Source organism: Streptomyces macrolidinus, from assembly GCF_023887685.1.
GTDB classification, from domain to species: domain Bacteria; phylum Actinomycetota; class Actinomycetes; order Streptomycetales; family Streptomycetaceae; genus Streptomyces; species Streptomyces macrolidinus.
Genome location: NZ_JAMWMR010000007.1, coordinates 238,693 through 252,718, shown reverse-complemented (window position 1 = coordinate 252,718; position 14,026 = coordinate 238,693). Strand labels below are relative to the sequence as shown.

Genomic DNA, 14,026 nt, shown 5'->3' with positions numbered 1-14,026 from the left:
ACCTCTCATTCCACGATCGTTAACGGGACCCCGCTTCGTACATATGCACGAAGCGAGTGGCCCGACTGGTCTTGTGACGGCCAAAAGGCCATGTTCTGTAAGGACCTTGTCGCACAAGGGCCCGACAGGGCGCGCTCGCTATTGCTCCGCCAGCGCCCTCAGCCGACTCAGCGCCCTGTGCTGCGCCACGCGCACCGCCCCCGGTGACATTCCCAACATCTGTCCCGTTTCCTCCGCGGTCAAGCCCACCGCGATACGGAGCAGCAGCAGCTCGCGCTGGTTCTCGGGAAGGTTGGCCAGGAGCTTCTTGGCCCACTCGGCGTCGCTGCTCAGCAGCGCCCGCTCCTCGGGGCCCAGCGAGTCGTCCGGGCGCTCCGGCATCTCGTCCGAGGGGACCGCCGTCGAACCGGGATGGCGCATCGCCGCGCGCTGGAGGTCCGCGACCTTGTGCGCAGCGATCGCGAAGACGAACGCCTCGAAGGGGCGCCCGGTGTCCTTGTAGCGCGGCAGCGCGAGGAGCACCGCGACACAGACCTCCTGGGCCAGGTCCTCGACGAAGTGCCGGGCGTCGCCGGGCAGCCGGGACAGGCGCGTGCGGCAGTAGCGCAAGGCCAGGGGGTGTACGCGGGCGAGCAGGTCATGGGTCGCCTGCTCGTCGCCGTCGACGGCGCGGTGGACGAGCGCACCGATCACCGTTGTCTCGTCGTCGCGCATCGATCCATGGTGCCTTGACGTCGTCCGATCCGTGACACCGCGTCCGTAGTTGTGCACCGAAGCGTTATGAGCAGGTGCGCCGGAACCCATCTCCTGCGCCCTCCCCTCCCGCTCGACCGACTCGTCCCCGAGGAACTCCACACCTCAAGGATGCGGCATGCGCGGCGAAACGAGCAGCGGGCACCCGGCGAGCCCCGTTGCCGAGCGGCCTCAGGGGAGTACGAGGCGGGCCGTCCGGACCCGCCCGGGGTCGCTGCGCCCCGCCCGCCCTGCGGCAGGCGGGGATCCGCACACCCCCGCGAGGGCCCACTCAGCGGACCAGGCCCCACCGGAAGCCGAGCGCCACCGCGTGCGCGCGGTCCGAGGCGCCGAGCTTCTTGAACAGCCGCCGGGCATGCGTCTTCACGGTGTCCTCGGAGAGGAACAGCTCCCGGCCGATCTCCGCGTTGGACCGTCCGTGGCTCATGCCCTCCAGAACCTGGATCTCACGCGCGGTGAGCGTCGGCGCGGCGCCCATCTCGGCGGAGCGCAGCCGCCGCGGCGCGAGCCGCCAGGTCGGGTCGGCGAGGGCCTGCGTCACCGTCGCCCGCAGCTCCGCGCGCGAGGCGTCCTTGTGCAGATAGCCGCGGGCGCCCGCGGCTACCGCGAGCGCCACGCCGTCCAGGTCCTCGGCGACGGTGAGCATGATGATGCGCGCTCCCGGGTCCGCGGACAGCAGCCGTCGTACGGTCTCTACGCCGCCCAGGCCGGGCATGCGTACGTCCATCAGAATCAGGTCCGAGCGGTCGGCGCCCCAGCGGCGGAGGACTTCCTCGCCGTTGGCCGCCGTCGTCACGCGCTCGACGCCGGGCACGGTCGCGACCGCACGGCGGAGCGCCTCTCGGGCAAGCGGGGAGTCGTCGCAGACGAGGACGGATGTCATGACCGCCCTCCGAAGCTGATGCGCGTCACCTTGAGCCTCCAGGCTGGTTACGAATCGTCACCTGAGCGGTCGACGCCCTCGGACGCCTGCCCGAGCGCTTGTTCTTTCAACCGCCTCCGCACTCTCCAACGATGGTCACTCGAAAGAGTTACGGTGCAGCAAGCCATCTTCGGCACTGTACGTGAGGGCGCGAACACGGTGCAGACATGCGCGCGGACCCCCGAACTTTCATCACAACCTATGCCCCATTTAGCCGCTTTTCTTCCCATTAGCTGGTGTCTGGAGCTAGATTCGCAATGAGTCATATTTTCATCTCCTAAGATCGTCGTTGTACGGTCGGAAGCACACATATCCGCCCAGAACGGCAACAAGGGGACATGCAATGGCAGACTTCTCCCGCCTTCCCGGACCGAACGCGGATCTGTGGGACTGGCAGCTCCATGCGGCCTGCCGTGGGGTCGACAGCTCGCTCTTCTTCCATCCGGAAGGTGAGCGCGGCGCGGCGCGGAGCGCGCGCGAGAACTCGGCCAAAGAGGTCTGTATGAGATGCCCCGTACGCGCGGAGTGCGCGGCCCACGCACTGGCGGTGCGGGAGCCGTACGGCGTATGGGGCGGACTGACCGAGGACGAGCGCGAAGAGCTGATGGGTCGAGCACGCAACCGGCTGGTACCGGCATCGACGACCAACGGGGGCACGGCCGCCCCGAACAACTGAAAGAACGTTTCTGCGACGCGGGCACGCACGGGCGTGCCCATACTTGTGCGGCCAGGTGTAGCCCAAGAGGGTTACCCGAACACGCCGCCCGGCGGGTGCGCCCGCACGGCAGACGGCCTCAGCGTCCCGCCGCCCGTGCCAGCTTCCCGAGCATCGCCGCCACCGCCGGCACCTGGGCCAGGTCGGGCAGGGTGAGCGCGACGATCTCCCGCCGCACCGCGGGCTCCAGCGCGATGGGACGCGCGCCCCTCGGCCGTACGGACTCGATCGCGAGCTGCGGCAGGACGGCCACCCCGAGACCGGCCGCGACCAGACCGGCCACCGCCGGGAAGTCGTCGGTCGCGAAGTCGATGCGCGGGGAGAAGCCCGCGCTCTCGCACACCTGGACGAGCTGGCCCCGGCAGCGCGAACAGCCCGCGATCCACGACTCCCTCGCGAGGTCGCCGATGGCGACGGACTCCGCGCGCGCCAGCCGATGGCGCTCGGGGACCAGGGCGACGAGGCGGTCGGAGAGCAGGGGGCGGACGATCAGGTCGTCCCACTCCTCGACGCCCGCCGCTCCCTCGTAGCGGAAGGCGAGCGCGACATCGCAGTCACCGGCGCGCAGCTTCTCGACGGACTCGGGGGGCTCGGCCTCCTCGAGGGAGACCCGGGTGCCGGGATGCGCGGCGCGCAGCGCGGCGAGCGCGGTGGGGACGAGCGTGGAGCTGCCGCTCGGGAAGGAGACGAGGCGGACCCGGCCGGCCCTGAGGCCCGCGATGGCGGCGACCTCCTCCTCGGCGGCGGTCAGCCCGGCGAGGATGCCTGTCGCATGCCGTACGAGCGCCTCGCCGGCCTGCGTCAGACGCATCTCACGGCCGCTGCGGATCAGCAGGGGCGTGCCGACGGACGTCTCCAGCGCCTTCATCTGCTGGCTGACGGCGGGCTGGGTGCAGCCCAGTTCGCGCGCCGCCGCAGAGAAGGAGCCACTGGCGGCCACGGCGCGGAGCACACGGAGGTGTCGGGCCTCGATCACGCTTTGAGCATAAGCGATTCTTGGGTGCGGCGACGAATATCGCGCCGACGCTTTGATCGCATATCGCCTGCACCTGCGCCTACGCCTACGCCTACGCCGCGGGACCGCATATCGCCTACGGTGCGGACATGAAGCTTCTGTCACTGAACCTGGGCCGCCCCGAGGCCGTCGAGTACACCGATCAGGCGGAAGGCGTGACCGGTATCGACAAGCGGCCGGTGGACGGGCCGGTCCGGGTGGCCGCGCCCGGCCCGAAGGGAACGGGTGCGAGCGGGCTGGCCGGGGACGCCGTGTGCGATCTGCGGCACCACGGCGGCGACGACCAGGCGGTCTACGCGTTCGCCCGCGAGGAGTTGGACGCCTGGGAGCGTGAGCTGGGCCGTCCCCTGCCGAGCGGCTCGTTCGGCGAGAACCTCACCACGCAGGGGATCGACGTGTCAGGGGCGCTGATCGGCGAGCGCTGGCGCGTCGGCGCCGAACTGCTGCTCGAGGTCACCTCCGGGCGGATCCCGTGCCGTACCTTCCAGGGGCACCTCGGGGAGAGCGGCTGGGTCAAGCGGTTCACGCGGCAGGGGGCGCCCGGCGCGTATCTGCGGGTGATCGAGCCGGGCGAGATCCGGGCCGGGGACCCCGTCGAGATCGTGCACCGGCCCGACCACGAGGTGACGGTCGCCCTCCAGTTCCGGGCGTCGACCACGGAACGGCACCTGCTGCCAAGCCTGTTGGCGGCGGGCGAGGCGCTGCACCCGGAGAGCCTGGCGGCGGCCCGGGAGTACGTGCGCACATACGCGGCGGACAACCGGCCGACATCGTAGGGGCGTTGGCGGAAGAGTGGGTGAACGGGCCTGTCCGGTGGGCGGACTCGTGCGCTCCGGGTCACTATCGTTGGCCCATGACAACGGCTCTGATTACGGGAGCGACCGCGGGCATCGGCGCCGCGTTCGCACGACGCCTCGCCGCCGACGGCCATGATCTCGTCCTGGTGGCCCGCGACGCCCAGCGGCTGCGGGAGCAGGCGACGGAGTTGCACGACCGGCACGGCATCGAGGCGGAGGTGCTGGCGGCGGACCTCGCGACGGACGAGGGCATCGAGACGGTGGCCGCGCGGCTGTCCGACCTCAGGAACCCGGTCGATCTGCTCATCAACAACGCGGGCTTCGGCAACAAGGGCCGCTATCTCGACGTCCCGATGGCCGACGAGCTGCGCATGCTCAAGGTGCACTGCGAGGCCGTGCTGCGGCTGACGACCGCGGCGGCGGAGGCGATGCGCTCGCGCGGGCGCGGCGGGGTCGTCAATGTGGCCTCGGTCGCGGCGTTCGTGCCGCGCGGCACCTACGGCGCGTCCAAGGCGTGGGTCGTGCAGTTCACGCAGGGCGCCGCGCGGGACCTGGCCGACTCGGGCGTACGGCTGATGGTGCTGTGTCCCGGCTTCGTCCGTACGGAGTTCCACGAGCGGGCCGGGATGGGCACGAGCAACATCCCGAACTGGATGTGGCTGGATGCGGACAAGCTGGTCGCCGCGGCGCTGGCGGATCTGGCGCGGGGCAAGTCGCTGTCCGTTCCGGACCCGCGGTACAAGGCGCTGATGGGCGTGGTGAAGGTGACGCCGCGCGGGCTGCTGGGCGGGGTGACCTCGCGGACGGGGCGCAAGTACGGGCCGCGCTAGGGCGATCACCGACTTCGGCGCCGGGTCGGAGGACGGGTGGCGGCGCCCCTCGGGTGGGAAAATTGACCGTATCTGCCGGACTCAGGGGGGCCGGAGGCGGCGTCATGACATATGTGCGGCTCATCGACTGCAGGACCCGTCGGTTCGACGAGATGAACCGGATCATGGAGGCGTGGGTCGAGCAGACCCGGGGCAGACGGACCGCGACGCACAGCGTGATCGGCAAGGACCGGGCCGACGCCTCGCACTTCATCGAGATCGTGGAGTTCCCCTCGTACGAGGAGGCGATGCGCACCGCGCACCTGCCCGAGAGCGAGAAGATCTTCCGCGAGATGGTCGCCCTGTGCGACGGGACGCCCACGTTCACCGAGCTGGACGTGATCCGGGACGAGCAGTTGTACGCGGCGAACGCCCGGCGGTTCTTCGAGACGCTGACGACCGAGGGCGAACTGCCGCCGCTCAACGACCTGATCACGGAGGACTGCCACAGCCATGATCCCGTGAACGCCCAGGACACGATCGGTCTCGACGCGCTCCGGCGCGAGTACGACGTATGGCGCGGCGCCTTCGACGCGGCGTTCACCCTCGATGACGTGATCGCCCAGGGCGACCGGGTCTGCGTCCTGTGGACGTGGAACGCCCGGCACAAGGGCGAGTTCCTCGGGATCACGCCCACCGGGCGCGACGTCACCATGAGCGGGATGACCCTGCTGCGGTTCAGCGAGGACGGGAAGATCGCCGAGACCTGGTGGCAGCACGACCAGCTCGGGCTGATGGAGCAGCTCGGCGCGCTCGACGCCCTGGAGACCTGAACGGACCCGGACGGCCTCGGACGGCCCCGGACTGCCCGGACAGCGCGAAGGTCCGGCACCCTCCGTGGGGGTGCCGGACCTCAGTGGCGCCTGTGGCCTGGGTCAGTGGGCGTGACCGTGGCCGTGGCCGGCCGCGGCCGGCTCTTCCTCTTCCTTCTTCTCGACGACCAGGGTCTCGGTCGTGAGCAGCAGGGAGGCGATGGAGGCGGCGTTCTCCAGGGCGGAACGGGTCACCTTCACCGGGTCGATGACGCCGGCCTTGACCAGGTCGCCGTACTCACCGGTGGCGGCGTTGTAGCCGTTGCCCTTGTCCATCTCGGCGACCTTGGAGGCGATGACGTAGCCCTCGAGGCCGGCGTTCTCGGCGATCCAGCGCAGCGGCTCGACGACCGCGCGGCGCACGATGGCGACACCCGTGGCCTCGTCGCCCTGCTTGCCGAGGCCGTCCGCCAGCACCTTGGAGGCGTGGACCAGCGCGGAGCCACCACCGGAGACGATGCCCTCCTCGACCGCGGCGCGGGTCGCGGAGATGGCGTCCTCCAGACGGTGCTTCTTCTCCTTCAGCTCCACCTCGGTGGCGGCGCCGACCTTGATCACGCACACGCCGCCGGCCAGCTTCGCGAGGCGCTCCTGGAGCTTCTCGCGGTCCCAGTCGGAGTCGGTGGTCTCGATCTCGGCCTTGATCTGGGCCACGCGGCCGACGACGTCCTCGGACTTGCCGCCACCGTCGACGATGGTGGTGTCGTCCTTGGTGACCGTCACGCGGCGGGCGGTGCCGAGCACGTCCAGGCCGACCTGGTCGAGCTTGAGGCCGACCTCCTCGGAGATGACCGTGGCGCCGGTGAGGACCGCCATGTCCTGGAGCATCGCCTTGCGGCGGTCGCCGAAGCCGGGGGCCTTGACGGCGACGGCGTTGAACGTGCCGCGGATCTTGTTGACGACGAGCGTGGAGAGCGCCTCGCCCTCGACGTCCTCGGCGATGATCAGCAGCGGCTTGGAGGCACCCGCCTGGATGACCTTCTCCAGCAGCGGCAGCAGGTCCTGGATGGAGGAGATCTTGCCCTGGTTGATCAGGATGTACGGGTCGTCGAGGACGGCCTCCATACGCTCCTGGTCGGTCACGAAGTACGGGGACAGGTAGCCCTTGTCGAAGGCCATGCCCTCGGTGAAGTCCAGCTCCAGACCGAAGGTGTTGGACTCCTCGACGGTGATGACACCGTCCTTGCCGACCTTGTCCATCGCCTCGGCGATCAGCTCGCCGACCTGCTGGTCCTGGGCGGACAGCGCGGCGACGGCGGCGATGTCGGACTTCTCGTCGATCGGGCGGGCGGTGGCCAGCAGATCGTCGGAGACGGCCTTGACGGCGGCGTCGATGCCCTTCTTCAGGGCGGCCGGGGAGGCACCCGCGGCGACGTTCCTCAGACCCTCGCGCACCAGGGCCTGGGCGAGCACGGTGGCGGTGGTCGTACCGTCACCCGCGATGTCGTTGGTCTTGGTCGCCACCTCCTTCACGAGCTGGGCGCCGAGGTTCTCGTACGGGTCCTCGATCTCGACCTCGCGGGCGATGGTGACACCGTCGTTGGTGATGGTGGGAGCACCGAACTTCTTGTCGATGACGACGTTGCGGCCCTTCGGGCCGATCGTCACCTTGACCGTGTCGGCAAGCTTGTTGACGCCGCGCTCGAGGGCGCGACGGGCGTCCTCGTCGAACTTCAGGATCTTCGCCATGGAGCGTTTCAGTCCTCTCGTTGCGATCCGCGGCAGCCCTCCCGGAACAGCCGCCCATCGCGGTGAAAAGCGAACCGCGCCCCCGACGCCCGGCCTGTCAACGGTCGCGGGGGCCAGGGGCGCAGCTCAAAGCAGTCTGCTTCGGTGAATTACTTCTCGACGATCGCGAGCACGTCGCGAGCCGAGAGAACGAGGTACTCCTCGTTGTTGTACTTCACCTCGGTGCCGCCGTACTTGCTGTAGAGCACGACGTCGCCGACCTTGACGTCGAGCTCGACGCGCTTGCCGTCCTCGACGCGGCCCGGGCCCACCGCGAGGACGACGCCCTCCTGGGGCTTCTCCTTCGCGGTGTCCGGGATGACCAGGCCAGAGGCGGTGGTCTGCTCGGCGTCGAGCGGCTGGACCACGATGCGGTCCTCGAGCGGCTTGATGGCAACCTTGGAGCTGGCGGTCGTCACGATCCGACCTCCCCCTTCGGAGATCTCACGGGGTTAACTGTCTGAGGTGGCGACCAGGTCGATCCGTCGTCGCGGGTGCCGGACCTGCCCGTCGCTGTGTTGGCACTCTCCGGTGGTGAGTGCCAGAGCCGAGACTATGACCGCGATTAGCACTCGGTCAAGCGGAGTGCCAATTGTGCGCGGTGCGGCGTCGCGCGGGGCCCGGCCGGGCTACAGATAGTCCTCCAGTCGCCCCACCGTGAACCCGCTCTCCTGGATGCGGCGCAGCAGGCGTGCCGTCTCCGTCGTCAGGGAGGCGGGCGGGCGGCTCTCCTCCTCGTGGGGCTGGACATGGGGCCGGAGGATGTCGCCGGGGTGCAGGGGCGCGTCCCTCTCGTACGCGTCGGGGCCGCGGCCCGGCGTGCGGCGCCACAGGATCAGCGACGTGATGCCGCAGTCCGCCGCCGCCTCGAACGTGGTGCGGTCGTAGGTGCCGTACGGCGGGCGCAGCAGCCGGGGGTGCAGGCCGCCCAGCCGCACCCTCAGCCGCTCCTGCTGGCCGCAGATCTCGGCGCGCTGCGCCCGGTAGGAGAGCCCGCGCAGCTCGGCGTGGTGCAGGGTGAGGTTCTCGATGCTCGCGCCGGCCGCCCGCAGCCGTGCGGCGCGCGCGTACCCGGGTCCGACGGAGCTGTCCGCGAGGAACACGCTGACCGGCAGCCGCAGTTCGCGGACCATGTCGATGAACCGGGGGTCCTGCTCCGCGTCCGCGCCGTAGGTCAGGAAGACGACCTTGTCGTGGGTGGGCACATGGTCGAGGGCGGGCGGCAGGCCCGGTCCCGCCGGACCCGCGCCGTGGCCCGGGGAGCGGACCGGCCGGGGAGCGCGCGTTACCGGGGCGGCAAGGCCCCAGTTCCGGTACCTCTCCTCGTGCGGCCCGTGCGAGGGGCGGACCTTCTGCGCGGCCTTCTTGCCCAGCCGTTCGATCGGGTCGACGGAGGGGGCGCAGCCGGACAGGAGCATCAGGACGAGCGCCCCGCCGAGGAGCGCGCGCATCGGCCGCCGCGCCCTCACAGGTAGTCCTCCAGGCGCCCCAACGCGTACCCGTCGTCGGTGACCTTCTTCAGGAACCGGCGGACCAGGTCGGACATCGTGACGTCCCAGTCCGACGGTCCCTTGAAGTGGGTCAGGACGATGTCGCCGGGGTGCAGCCTGCGGTCCCACTCGCGGTACTCCCAGTGGTCGGGGTAGATCTCCTCGTTCCAGAGCGGCACATACGCGATGCCGCAGTCCCGCGCGGCACGCAGCGTCTCCTTGTCATAGGCGCCCTGCGGCGGCCGGAAGGCCGTCGGGCGCCTGCCGAACTGCTCCTTCATCACGTCCTGCATGCCGCAGATCTCGTTCTTCTGTTCCTCGTAGGACATCCCGGGCAGATAGGGGTCGTGCAGGGTGCGGTTGTCCAGCGTGACGCCGAGGTCGCGCATCCCGCGGAAGTAGTCGTAGTCGTCGTCGACGACGGTGTCGCTGAGGAACGCGGTGTACGGGACGTGCAGTTCGCTCATCATCCGCAGGAACGCCGGGTCCTTGTCCGTGCCGTCGTCGATGGTGAGGAAGACGACCTTGTCCTTGGTGGGGACGCTCGTGAACACCGGGGGCAGTCCGGCGCCGCCCGGGACCCCGAAGCCCTTGCGGAAGGTGATCGCCGGCTTCTTCGCCGGGGGCGCCGCGACCAGCGGCACCTTCGCCAGTCCCCAGCGGGTGGCGGCTGCCGCGCGCTGGGCGTACGAGGGCGGCTTGTCGGGGTATCCGTCGAGGGCGCGCCCCTGCGGCGCCTTCAGCGACTGCGAGCCGAGCGTTCCCGGCACACCGCCGCCGGAACACGCGGCGGCGAGGGCGGCGAGCGCCAGGAGGGCGAGGGCCGCGCACGCCACGGTCAGCGCACCGACCCGCGGGACATGCTTCGCACGCCCTTCGTCATCTTGTCGTACGAGCCGCATGGTGCCGGATCCTTCCAGCCGCCCCCGGCCCCCGGGGTCCGACACCGCGACCGGGCACACGCCATCCACCGACTGGCCGACAATGGCCTGGTGAACGACGTCTCCTTCGCATCCCTGCGCACCCCCGAGGGCCGTGCCCTCCTCGACGAGGTGCGCGGCACCGCTCCGGCACAGGAACTGGCCGTCGCCACCCGGCTGCGCCGCGACCACCCCGCCGAACTGGTCTCGGCGGCCCTCGCCCAGGCGCGGCTGCGCGAGCGGGCGGCGGCGAAGTTCGGGGCCGAGGACGCGGCGCGGATGTTCTTCACCCCGAACGGCGTCGAGCAGTCCACCCGGACCACGGTCGCGACCTATCGCGCCCGGCGGCTGCGCGCCCTCGGCGTGTCCAGCGTCGCCGATCTGTGCTGCGGCATCGGCGGTGACGCCATCGCGCTCGCCCGGACCGGGATCAGGGTCCTCGCCGTGGACCGCGACCCGCTGACGGCGGCTGCGGCGCGGGCGAACGCCGAGGCGCTCGGCCTGTCCGCGCTGATCGAGGTGCGCGAGGCCGATGTCACGGACGTCGACGTGTCCTCGTACGACGCCGTCTTCGTCGACCCGGCGCGGCGGGGCGGCCGGTCCGGCCGTTCGGCCGGCGGGCGGATCTTCGACCCGGAGGCCTACTCGCCCCCGCTGTCCTGGGCCGTGGCCACGGCCCTGAAGGCCCCGCACGCGGCCCTGAAGGTCGCCCCCGGCATCCCGCACGAGGCGGTGCCGCCCGAGGCGGAGGCCGAGTGGATCTCGGACGGCGGGGATGTGAAGGAGGCCGTGCTGTGGTTCGGCACGGAGCCGAGGCTCGTCCGCGCGACGCTGCTGCCCGGCCCGCGGGAGCTGCGCGGCCGTGGCCTGCCGGACCCCCCGGTGCGCCCGCTCGGCCGCTATCTCTACGAGCCCGACGGCGCCGCGATCCGCGCGCATCTGGTGGCGGAGGTGGCCGACGAGCTGGACGGCGGTCTCCTCGACGCGACGATCGCGTACGTGACGGCGGACGAGCTGCGCCCCTGCCCGTACGCCACCGCCTACGAGATCACCGACCGACTCCCCTTCAACGTCAAGAAGTTGAAGGCCCTGCTGCGGGAGCGGGAGGTGGGGGTCCTGACCGTGAAGAAGCGCGGCTCGGCGGTCGAGCCGGAGGAGCTGCGCCGCAAGGTCCTGCCCAAGCCGCAGGGCAGGAACGCGCTGACCGTGTTCCTGACGCGGGTGGCGGGGGCGCCGACGATGCTGCTGGGCCACCCTGCCCACGCCTGAGAGCCGGGCCCCGCTCGGCCCTCGCTCAGCCCCCGGTCAGTCCTCGGACACCGACTCGAAGCGCCACCGGTGCACCGCCCGGGTCACCAACTCCCCTGCGGGGTCGGGGAGTTCGGGGAGATCGGCGGTGAGGTCCGCGTCCCACCAGGTGATGACGAGCACCCGGTCCTGGGGGGCGCGGAAGGTCTCGCGGCGCAGCGGCGGCGACGGCAGCTCCTGGGCCCGCGCCCAGGCCAGCAGCTCCTCGCCGCGGCCGGCCACCGCCCGTGCCTCCCACATCAGCGCGACCGTCACGAGTACAGGTTCTCCTTGCTGATCTCGTGCACATGGTCATGCGCGTCGTGGGAGTGCGCGTGCGTGTGCCCGTTCCCGGGGACGTGTGGGTCCGTCACCGGCAGCGAGGAGTCCGCGGACAGGTCCCAGTCGGAGGCGGCCCGGTTGCGGGCCACCATCTCGGCGCCCAGCGCCGCGACCATCGCGCCGTTGTCCGTGCACAGCTTCGGCCGCGGCACCCGCAGCCGGATACCGGCCGCCTCGCAGCGCTCCTGGGCGAGCGCGCGCAGCCGGGAGTTGGCCGCGACACCGCCGCCGATCATCAGATGGTCGACGCCCTCGTCGCGGCAGGCCCGTACGGCCTTGCGGGTCAGCACGTCCACCACCGCCTCCTGGAAGGAGGCCGCCACATCACGCACCGGCACCTCCTCCCCCGCCGCCCGCTTGGCCTCGATCCAGCGGGCCACGGCCGTCTTCAGACCGGAGAAGGAGAAGTCGTACGCCGCGTCGCGCGGCCCGGTCAGACCGCGCGGGAACGCGATGGCCCGCGGGTCGCCCTCCTTCGCGTACCGGTCGATGACCGGGCCGCCCGGGAAGCCGAGGTTCAGCACGCGCGCGACCTTGTCGAAGGCCTCGCCCGCCGCGTCGTCGATGGTCGCTCCCATCGGCCGGACGTCGGAGGTGATGTCGGTGGACAGCAGCAGCGAGGAGTGCCCGCCGCTCACCAGCAGCGCCATCGTGGGCTCCGGCAGCGCGCCGTGCTCCAACTGGTCCACGCAGATGTGGGAGGCGAGGTGGTTGACGCCGTACAGCGGCTTGCCCAGCGCGTACGCGTACGCCTTCGCCGCCGAGACGCCGACCAGCAGGGCGCCGGCGAGACCGGGCCCGGCGGTGACCGCGATGCCGTCGAGGTCCTTCGCGCTCACCCCGGCTTCCTTCAGCGCCCGGTCGATGGTCGGCACCATGGCCTCGAGGTGCGCGCGGGAGGCGACCTCGGGGACCACACCGCCGAAGCGCGCGTGCTCGTCGACGCTGGACGCGACGGCGTCCGCGAGGAGGGTCGTGCCGCGGACGACGCCGACACCGGTCTCGTCACAGGAGGTCTCGATCCCCAGGACCAGGGGTTCGTCAGCCATTGCTCTCGGTTCCTTGTACTGATGTCGGTTCCGTGCCGGAACCGCCGTCGGATGCTGTGGTCAGGCGCATCACCAGGGCGTCGACGTTCCCCGGCTGGTAGTAGCCGCGTCTGAAGCCGATGGGCTCGAAGCCGAAGCGCTCGTACAGCTTCTGCGCGCGCACGTTGTCGACCCGGACCTCGAGCATCACCTCGGCGCACTCGAACGCCGTCGCGGCCTGGAGCAGCTCGGTCAGCAGCCGTCGGCCGAGGCCGGTGCCCCAGTGGTCGCGGGCGACGGCGATGGTCTGGATGTCGCCCAGGTCGCCCTGGACGGCCAGGCCCGCGTAGCCGACGACCCGGTCCTCCTCGACGGCCAGGACATACCGCCGCGTCGCCTCCGGGCCCCGGGCGTGCGCCAGCTCGGACCAGAACATGCCCCGCGACCAGGCGTCCTCGGGGAAGAGGTCCTTCTCCAGGTCCAGTACGGGGTCGATGTCCCACCAGCGCATCTCGCGCAGTACGGGCGTCACGGGCGCGGTCACTTGGGCGTGACCACCTTGTAGTTCTTGGGCACCTGCGCGTCCGGGCGGCGCAGATACAGCGGCCGGGGCGCGGGCAGCTCCTCGCCCGCCCCGAGCCTCTCCGCCGCGAGGGACGCGAGCGCCGCCGCCGAGACATGCTCGGGTCCCCGCGCCCGTGCGAACGTGTCCGGGTAGAGCAGCGCCCCGGCACCGACGGCGGGCAGGCCCGCGACCGTCTCGGCGATCTCGGCGGGCCGGTCCACCGCGGGCTCGGTGACCCGGGTGCGGGCGTTGTCGTACCGCGCCCAGTAGACCTCCTTGCGGCGCGCGTCCGTGGCCACGACGAAGGGCTCGTCCAGTCCGGAGGCGTACGCGAGGGCGTCGAGGGTGCACAGGCCGTGCACGGGCACACCGAGGGCGAGCCCGAAGGCGTCGGCGGTCATCAGGCCGACGCGCAGCCCCGTGTAGGGGCCGGGGCCCACGCCCACGGCGACGGCCGTGACGGCGTCGAGCCGGGTGCCCGCCTCGGCGAGGACCCGGTCGACGGCGGGCAGCAGGAGTTCCCCGTGCCGGCGCGCGTCCACCTGACTCGAGGAGGCGACGACGGACGTGCCGTCGTGCAGCGCGACGGTGACGGCGGGGGTGGCGGTATCCAGAGCGAGCAAGAGCACGCAAACAGCCTACGGCGCTCGCGCCCGCCACACGGCCGCCCCGGCACGGTCCACCCCTGCTGCTAACGTCACACCGAAGGTGTACGGCGGAATCAGTACGTCGTACGAGACGCATACAGCTACGAGTACGTCCGCGTGCGGCGCGAGGCCGTCC

Annotated in this window: 16 protein-coding genes; 5 read left to right on the top strand and 11 right to left on the bottom strand. The window is 71.3% G+C overall.

Translation table 11 applies throughout. The features are described from left to right. Nucleotides 1-138: 138 nt before the first annotated feature. Together NGF19_RS11830 and NGF19_RS11825 are read right to left on the bottom strand one after the other, a co-directional pair. Nucleotides 139-714: a sigma-70 family RNA polymerase sigma factor gene (locus tag NGF19_RS11830; RefSeq protein ID WP_030571403.1), complete on the bottom strand. Its 576-nt coding sequence runs from the start codon at nucleotides 712-714 to the stop codon at nucleotides 139-141. A gap of 310 nt (nucleotides 715-1,024) precedes the next feature. Continuing rightward, entirely contained in the window at nucleotides 1,025-1,636 is a 612-nt protein-coding gene (locus NGF19_RS11825; RefSeq protein WP_003948568.1) for a response regulator transcription factor, read from the bottom strand. Between the two features lie 382 nt (nucleotides 1,637-2,018). Between NGF19_RS11825 and NGF19_RS11820 the strand changes: the two genes are divergently transcribed. Continuing rightward, nucleotides 2,019-2,351 carry a WhiB family transcriptional regulator gene (locus NGF19_RS11820; RefSeq protein WP_252424677.1) on the top strand — a complete coding sequence of 111 codons (333 nt, stop codon included), beginning with the start codon at nucleotides 2,019-2,021 and terminating at the stop codon, nucleotides 2,349-2,351. A gap of 118 nt (nucleotides 2,352-2,469) precedes the next feature. Here the strand turns inward: NGF19_RS11820 and NGF19_RS11815 are convergent, their stop codons facing one another. Further along, complete coding sequence (locus NGF19_RS11815) at nucleotides 2,470-3,366, bottom strand: LysR family transcriptional regulator (RefSeq protein ID WP_252424675.1); 897 nt, start codon at nucleotides 3,364-3,366, stop codon at nucleotides 2,470-2,472. Nucleotides 3,367-3,494: 128 nt separating this feature from the next. Between NGF19_RS11815 and NGF19_RS11810 the strand changes: the two genes are divergently transcribed. The 3 genes from NGF19_RS11810 (at nucleotide 3,495) to NGF19_RS11800 (ending at nucleotide 5,844) form a co-directional block, all read left to right on the top strand. Then, complete coding sequence (locus tag NGF19_RS11810; protein ID WP_252424673.1) at nucleotides 3,495-4,181, top strand: MOSC domain-containing protein; 687 nt, start codon at nucleotides 3,495-3,497, stop codon at nucleotides 4,179-4,181. Nucleotides 4,182-4,258: 77 nt separating this feature from the next. Next, nucleotides 4,259-5,032, top strand: a complete 774-nt coding sequence (locus NGF19_RS11805) for an SDR family NAD(P)-dependent oxidoreductase (protein ID WP_252424671.1) — start codon at nucleotides 4,259-4,261, stop codon at nucleotides 5,030-5,032. Between the two features lie 104 nt (nucleotides 5,033-5,136). After that, a complete protein-coding gene (locus NGF19_RS11800) occupies nucleotides 5,137-5,844 on the top strand; it encodes an ester cyclase (protein WP_252424669.1) in 708 nt (235 codons plus the stop codon). A gap of 102 nt (nucleotides 5,845-5,946) precedes the next feature. On the opposite strand, the gene groL is transcribed toward NGF19_RS11800, so the two are convergent. The 4 genes from groL to NGF19_RS11780 all read right to left on the bottom strand — a co-directional run bounded on the left by groL (nucleotide 5,947) and on the right by NGF19_RS11780 (nucleotide 10,003). Further along, a complete protein-coding gene (gene groL / locus NGF19_RS11795) occupies nucleotides 5,947-7,572 on the bottom strand; it encodes a chaperonin GroEL (RefSeq protein WP_252424667.1) in 1,626 nt (541 codons plus the stop codon). A 149-nt stretch (nucleotides 7,573-7,721) separates the two neighbouring features. Beyond that, nucleotides 7,722-8,030 carry a co-chaperone GroES gene (gene groES / locus NGF19_RS11790; RefSeq protein WP_252424665.1) on the bottom strand — a complete coding sequence of 103 codons (309 nt, stop codon included), beginning with the start codon at nucleotides 8,028-8,030 and terminating at the stop codon, nucleotides 7,722-7,724. Nucleotides 8,031-8,240: 210 nt separating this feature from the next. Further along, nucleotides 8,241-9,062, bottom strand: coding sequence for a polysaccharide deacetylase family protein (locus NGF19_RS11785; protein WP_252424736.1), 822 nt, complete (start codon nucleotides 9,060-9,062; stop codon nucleotides 8,241-8,243). A gap of 14 nt (nucleotides 9,063-9,076) precedes the next feature. Continuing rightward, a complete protein-coding gene (locus tag NGF19_RS11780) occupies nucleotides 9,077-10,003 on the bottom strand; it encodes a polysaccharide deacetylase family protein (protein WP_252424663.1) in 927 nt (308 codons plus the stop codon). 90 nt (nucleotides 10,004-10,093) lie between these two features. Here NGF19_RS11780 and NGF19_RS11775 point away from each other — a divergent pair, with 90 nt between their 5' ends. After that, nucleotides 10,094-11,290, top strand: coding sequence for a class I SAM-dependent methyltransferase (locus tag NGF19_RS11775; protein ID WP_252424661.1), 1,197 nt, complete (start codon nucleotides 10,094-10,096; stop codon nucleotides 11,288-11,290). 36 nt (nucleotides 11,291-11,326) lie between these two features. Here NGF19_RS11775 and NGF19_RS11770 read toward each other — a convergent pair whose 3' ends face one another. Genes NGF19_RS11770 through tsaB form a run of 4 tightly spaced genes read right to left on the bottom strand, consistent with a single transcriptional unit; the run spans nucleotide 11,327 to nucleotide 13,872 of the window. Then, the gene (locus NGF19_RS11770) at nucleotides 11,327-11,584 is read right to left on the bottom strand and encodes a hypothetical protein (RefSeq protein WP_252424659.1); all 258 of its coding nucleotides are present in this window, start codon (nucleotides 11,582-11,584) and stop codon (nucleotides 11,327-11,329) included. After that, on the bottom strand, nucleotides 11,581-12,699 hold the full coding sequence (gene tsaD / locus NGF19_RS11765; RefSeq protein WP_252424657.1) for a tRNA (adenosine(37)-N6)-threonylcarbamoyltransferase complex transferase subunit TsaD: 1,119 nt from the start codon (nucleotides 12,697-12,699) through the stop codon (nucleotides 11,581-11,583). Before tsaD ends, NGF19_RS11770 begins: the two co-directional genes overlap by 4 nt. After that, nucleotides 12,692-13,222 (bottom strand): ribosomal protein S18-alanine N-acetyltransferase, encoded by a 531-nt coding sequence (gene rimI, locus NGF19_RS11760; protein ID WP_252424655.1) that lies wholly within the window; start codon nucleotides 13,220-13,222, stop codon nucleotides 12,692-12,694. Before rimI ends, tsaD begins: the two co-directional genes overlap by 8 nt. Beyond that, nucleotides 13,219-13,872 (bottom strand): tRNA (adenosine(37)-N6)-threonylcarbamoyltransferase complex dimerization subunit type 1 TsaB, encoded by a 654-nt coding sequence (tsaB, locus tag NGF19_RS11755; RefSeq protein WP_252424653.1) that lies wholly within the window; start codon nucleotides 13,870-13,872, stop codon nucleotides 13,219-13,221. Before tsaB ends, rimI begins: the two co-directional genes overlap by 4 nt. Between the last annotated feature and the right edge of the window lie 154 nt (nucleotides 13,873-14,026).